The sequence below is a fragment of the Mycobacterium sp. GA-2829 genome (genome assembly GCF_001499965.1).
In the GTDB taxonomy this organism is placed as follows: domain Bacteria; phylum Actinomycetota; class Actinomycetes; order Mycobacteriales; family Mycobacteriaceae; genus Mycobacterium.
The window spans coordinates 1-5,127 of the sequence record NZ_LQIT01000075.1 but is presented as its reverse complement, the minus strand read 5'-3'; the positions used below and the strand labels follow the sequence as shown (position 1 = coordinate 5,127).

5 protein-coding genes are annotated in these 5,127 nt (G+C 70.0%); 1 reads left to right on the top strand and 4 read right to left on the bottom strand.

The annotated features are described in order from the left end of the window. The coding region (locus AU194_RS28775; protein WP_059092665.1) for an HNH endonuclease signature motif containing protein at positions 1–1,248 on the top strand (1,248 nt) is incomplete at its 5' end. A gap of 220 nt (positions 1,249–1,468) precedes the next feature. Here the strand turns inward: AU194_RS28775 and AU194_RS28770 are convergent. From AU194_RS28770 to AU194_RS28755, 4 genes are all read right to left on the bottom strand, one after another. Continuing rightward, complete coding sequence (locus AU194_RS28770) at positions 1,469–2,431, bottom strand: TIGR03564 family F420-dependent LLM class oxidoreductase (protein WP_059092664.1); 963 nt, start codon at positions 2,429–2,431, stop codon at positions 1,469–1,471. 13 nt (positions 2,432–2,444) lie between these two features. Beyond that, positions 2,445–3,188: a hypothetical protein gene (locus tag AU194_RS28765; RefSeq protein ID WP_059092663.1), complete on the bottom strand. Its 744-nt coding sequence runs from the start codon at positions 3,186–3,188 to the stop codon at positions 2,445–2,447. Between the two features lie 9 nt (positions 3,189–3,197). Further along, complete coding sequence (locus AU194_RS28760; RefSeq protein ID WP_059092662.1) at positions 3,198–4,106, bottom strand: NAD(P)-dependent oxidoreductase; 909 nt, start codon at positions 4,104–4,106, stop codon at positions 3,198–3,200. 32 nt (positions 4,107–4,138) lie between these two features. Beyond that, the coding region (locus tag AU194_RS28755; protein WP_157576581.1) for a nitric oxide reductase activation protein NorD at positions 4,139–5,127 on the bottom strand (989 nt) is incomplete at its 5' end.

Sequence of the window (5,127 nt, the reverse complement as noted above, 5' to 3'; positions counted from 1 at the left end):
CCGAGCACGCCTCGGGAAGCGCAGCTGGAGGCGTTGTTCGACGAGATGTCGGAGTTGGCGGGGCAGCGCAACGCGATCGATGCGCGGTTGGTGGAGATCGCCGCCGAGATCGACGGCGACCGCCTGTGGGGTGCCACCGGCGCGCGGTCGGTCACCGCGCTGGTCGCTTGGAAGATTGGCTGCTCGACCACCAACGCCAAAGCGATCACCGCGATCGCCGAGCGCATCGACGAATTCCCGCTGTGCGTGCAGGCCTTGCGGGAAGGTCGGCTGTCACTGGATCAGGTCGGCGTCATTGCCGACAAAGCCGGCCCCGGCTCTGACGAGCACTACTACGAGTTGGCCAAATCCGCGAGCGTCAACCAACTCCGCACCGCGATCCGGCAGGAACCCAAGCCCAAGCCCGACCCTGTGCCCGAAGACCCTGATGATCCGCCGCCGCCTCCGGAGCCGGAGGCCTCGATCACCACCAGTTCCGATGAGACGCACACGTCCTGGCATATCAGGCTGCCGCACGCCGAGTCGGCGAAGGTGGATGCGGCGTTGACCTGCCGCAGGGAGGGCATGGTCGCCCAGTGGGACCGCGACCACACCGACGCCCCACCCGGCGGGCGGCCGCCGGCCCCGTCGACGGTGGATGCGTTCCTCGACATCATCGAGGGCGCCTGGGACACCGACGCCGCACGGCGCCCGCACAGCGCCCACACCACCGTCGCCGTCCACCTCGACATCAAAGACCGCATCGCCGCCCTACACCTCGGACCGCTGCTGCCCGACTCCGACCAGCAATATCTGACCTGTGATGCCACCTGTGAGGTGTGGTTCGAACGCAACGGCCAAGTCATCGGCGCGGGACGCAGCACCCGACTGATCAACCGCCGCCTGCGGCGGGCGCTCGAGCACCGCGACCGCACCTGTGTGGTGCCCGGCTGCGAAGCGACCCGCGGGTTGCACGCGCATCACATCATCCATTGGGAGGATGGCGGTGAGACCGAACTCGACAACCTGGTGCTGGTCTGTCCCTACCATCATCGGGCGCATCACCGCGGGATCATCACCATCACCGGACCCGCCGACCAACTCGTCGTCACCGACAGCCGGGGACGGGTCATGGAAAGCGGGTCGTTGGCGCGGCCACCCACCACCGCACCCCCAAAGGTCGACCCCTATCCGGGTCCCAGCGGCGAACGCGCCGACTGGTGGTGGTACACCCCCTTCGAACCCAAAGCACCACCGAGCAGCAACTAACCCGAGTCCGGGCGCCGTCAACATCTATTGACGCCCACTGGAATTGGTTACCCCTGCGGGCGCGGCAACATCTGTTGACGTCCCACAGAGCGAAGCCACCCGACCCCGCCCGCAGTACGCCGCCTACCTCGCCCCGTTGATGCCGCGCGCTGCCAGCGCACAGCGAACCGGTCGTTCCACTGGATGATTCGGCCGGGTGACGCGCTACCGGCGGCGCACCTCAACCACGCGTGAACTCGGCGCACAGTGACGCCACGAATCTCTGTGTGCGCTTACGGGACTGCTGCCGGGCGGCGGGCTCGTCGCCGAGCGGGATGACGCGTGCGGCCAGGTCGGTGACTCCGGCCTCGCGGTAGCGGCGGAACCGGGCCGCCACGGCCGCCTCGTCACCCGCGGCCATGGTGTCGCCGACGTCGTCGGCGTCGCCGTGTTCGAGCAGTCGCAGGTAGTTGGGGGACAGTTCGGCGTGGCCGAGCACCGCACTGGCGTGAGCGCGGGCGGCGTCGACCTCACCGGGGGCGCACAACGCGACCGGAACACCGGCGACGATGCGCGGCTCCGGTCGACCCGCGGCGGTCGCGGCGGCGGTCAGTCGTGGCGCGATGTGGCTCTCGACCGCGCGTTCGTCGGCCATCCACAGGATGGTGCCGCCGGCGCGTTCGCCGGCCAGCCGCAGCATCGCGGGCCCGAGCGCGGCGAGCAGCACCGGCACGTGGTGGTCGGTGACGTCGATCGCGGCGTGCACGTGAAAGCTGTCGTTGTCCACCTCGATCGGGCCGGGCCCGGCCAGTGCCGGTTGCAGGACGTTGAGGTAGTCGCGAACCAGCCGGGCGGGCCGGTCGTAGGGCAGGCCGAGTTGACCGGAGACGATCCAGTCGTGAGATGCGCCTATTCCCAACGTGAACCGCCCGCCGCATGCGACCTGTGTGGTGGCGGTCTGCTGCGCCATGATGAGCGGGTGCCGGGTCTGGATCGGAACCACCGCAGTGCCGATCTCGATGCGCGCGGTGACCTGGCCGAGCAGCGCCATCGCGGTCATCGCGTCGAGATATCCCGGCACCTGCGGAAACCAGAACGAGGCGAAGCCCTGCTGCTCGGCGGTCCGTCCGTCGTCGAGCAGCCCGGTCAGCCGGTCCGCGCGGCTGCGCTCCCGGTCGGACCCGACCATCAACCCGATGCGCATCTACGCCCTCCCGTCACGGCACATAGCGGTCCCACTCGTGCGGCACGACGGGATGGAACGGGGCGGCGAACAGCGGGGTGACCCCGGCGCCGTCCCAGCGCTTCTCCAGGACGGGGCGCAGGCGCCCAGCGGTCTCGACCGGATCCGCATCCAGGAAACAATACGAGATCGTCTGGCCCGCAGGCGCACTCGCCAACCGGGCGCCGACCGGCAGCGAGGTGGCCGTCCACACGCCCGCGACCCCGTCGACGTCGAGCAGTTCGGTCGGGGTCGCGGTGCCCCGCTCCAGCAGCAGGTAGACCCCGCGCACCGGCCACCACGGCAGCACGTCGGCACCAACCTTGATCCGGGGCGACGCCCACCTGTCGGTGACGTCGTACACCCCGCGTTCGACCGGCGGCAGCAACGGCAGTTTGCGGCCCGCGTCCCCGAGCGCCTTGGACAGCGCGAGGAACGGTGTCATACCGCTGGTTTCGGTGAAGTAGTACGTCATCACGTGGTCGACGTCATCGTAGGGGGCGACGTGTACCGCACGCGCGGACCGGCACTCAGGTGTGGACACCAGCCGCAGCGAGGCCCGCACTGCCGACAACCGGTGCTGTTCGGGCCGGTGGTCGAGGGTGTGCCAGCGCAGATAGTCCGCATCGGCGCCGTCGGGATGGCGGGTGGCCATCGACACGAACAGCGTGGTGATGTCGCCGCTGCCCTCGGCGCGGACGGCGGCCACCTCATCGGAGGGTGTGCCCGGTAGTTCCATCGCGGTTCCTCAGACGGTCGTGGGTAGGTCGATCTCGGGGTGGCGAGCGGCGACCATGCGCCGCATCCCTTCGCGCCACGACACCGAGGTGCGGCCCAGCACCCGGTGCATGTGGCTGACGTCGGGCCACAACGGGGTGTGCGCCGCAGTCGTGTACTCGAAAATCGGTGCGACACCGACCAGTTCGCCCAGGTACGAGCAGTAGTCCTCGACGCTGACCGTCTCGCTGCCCGCCCAGTTCACCACCACAGGCGGTACGGCGGCGACCTCGAGCGCGCGGATGCCGAGCGCGACGTAATCGTCCTCGTAGACGGGGTTGTAGTTGTTGGGGGTGTCGGGGTGCAACCGGATCGGCCGACGCGCCAGGATCGCCTCCAGCCGGTCGGCGGGTGCGCCGCCCTCGGGCCCGTACGTGGAGCAGATGCGGATGATCGTGAGCGGGATACGGGACTGTTCGGCGACCGACGTGCACACCGCCTCGGCCGCCACCTTCGAGAAGCTGTACTGGGCGCGCAGCGGCACCCCGGGCGGATCGGCTTCGGTGAGCGGCCGGTGACCCTGGTAGGCGTAGATGGAGCCGGTCGAGCAGAGCACGAAGCCCTTGGCGGCACGGCAGTGGTGCATCAGTGTCCCGGAGTGGTGCGCGTTGGTCCGCAGGCAGCGCGTCCAGTCGCCGGTGCCGGGGTCGACGGCCGCGTGGAAGACGTAGGTGAAATCGTCCGGCAGCGCGGAGAAGTCGCCGAGGCTCATGTCGAGGGCAAGCGGGACGATGCCTGCGGCCGTGAGCCGGTCGCGGTCGGCCGGATCACGCAGCCGCGCGGCGCCCCACACCTCGTTCGCCTCGGCGAGTGCCCGGGCGATCGGGAAGGCGACCTTCCCGGTCGCGCCGGTGATCAGGATCTTCTCGCCAGTGAGCATCCCATCAGTCATAGCGCACCGCGGCGCAGATGTCAGGTACTTGATACCCGCGTGGCTCTCGGAGCGCGCAGTTCTGCGAGCGCCGAGGCGAACAGTTCGTCCATCTGCGGGCTCAGCTCTGCCAGCGCCGCCGCGGCCGCATGGCTGGCGGCGCCGAACACCCGGTGCAGCGCATCGCTCGCCGGCCCGAGCGAAAGGCACAGGCAGGCAATGCCGTCGGCACGCAACTCCTCGAGGGCCTTGTTCGCGTCGGCCTCGGCGTAGCGGCCCTCGTAGCCGTGGTCGTAGGGGAAGCCGTCGGAGAGGACGAGGAGCAACCGGTTCGGGGTTCCGGCGCCGGTCTTGAGGATCTCACCCGCTCCGCGGATGCCTGCGCCGAGCCGGGTGTAGCCCGAGGGCTGCACCTGGGCGGAACGGGCACGGGCCACGGCGCCGAAACGCTGGTCGAACGTCTTGATCGCCGGAAGGTGGACAGCGTGCCGCCCGTGGGAGCGGAAGGCGTAGACCGCGACCCGGTCACCGAGTTCCTCGAGGGTCGCCGCGAGGGTGGCCGCGGCCCGGCGTTGGTGGTCGTGGACGGCCAGACCGTCGGCGTCGCTGTCGGTGGCCGAACCGGACGCGTCGAGCAGGATCAGCACGCCGAGGTTCCTTTCGATCTTGCGCCGTTCGGTGTAGACGAGTTCGGGTGGCGACTGTCCGGAGCGCAGGTCGACCACCAGGTCGGTGAGCGCCTCGAGGTCGAGTTCGTCGCCGTCGGCACGGCGGCGCAACACTTTCGGGCCGAGCCCGATCCGCGCGAGCCGCCGGCGCAGTCCGTCGTCGCGGATCGAACCGGCGGCGGAGACGTCGGCGGCGGTGGTCAGCGGGTAGTCGATCACGCGACACCATTCGGGTCGGTACCGGTCGCCGAACACGTCCCACTCCGGATGCAACGCACCGCCCACGCCCACTGTGGCGCCGGGTCTGCCGTCGTCGGTGAACTGGATGCGGGTGGGGGCGGTGCGTTGCATCCGGAGTGGGA

Excerpts from the sequence above, each read along its gene's own strand:
- AU194_RS28765 (WP_059092663.1), bottom strand. The coding sequence starts at position 3,188 with ATGGAACTACCGGGCACACCCTCCGATGAGGTGGCCGCCGTCCGCGCC.
- AU194_RS28770 (WP_059092664.1), bottom strand. The coding sequence starts at position 2,431 with ATGCGCATCGGGTTGATGGTCGGGTCCGACCGGGAGCGCAGCCGCGCG.
- AU194_RS28760 (WP_059092662.1), bottom strand. The coding sequence starts at position 4,106 with ATGCTCACTGGCGAGAAGATCCTGATCACCGGCGCGACCGGGAAGGTC.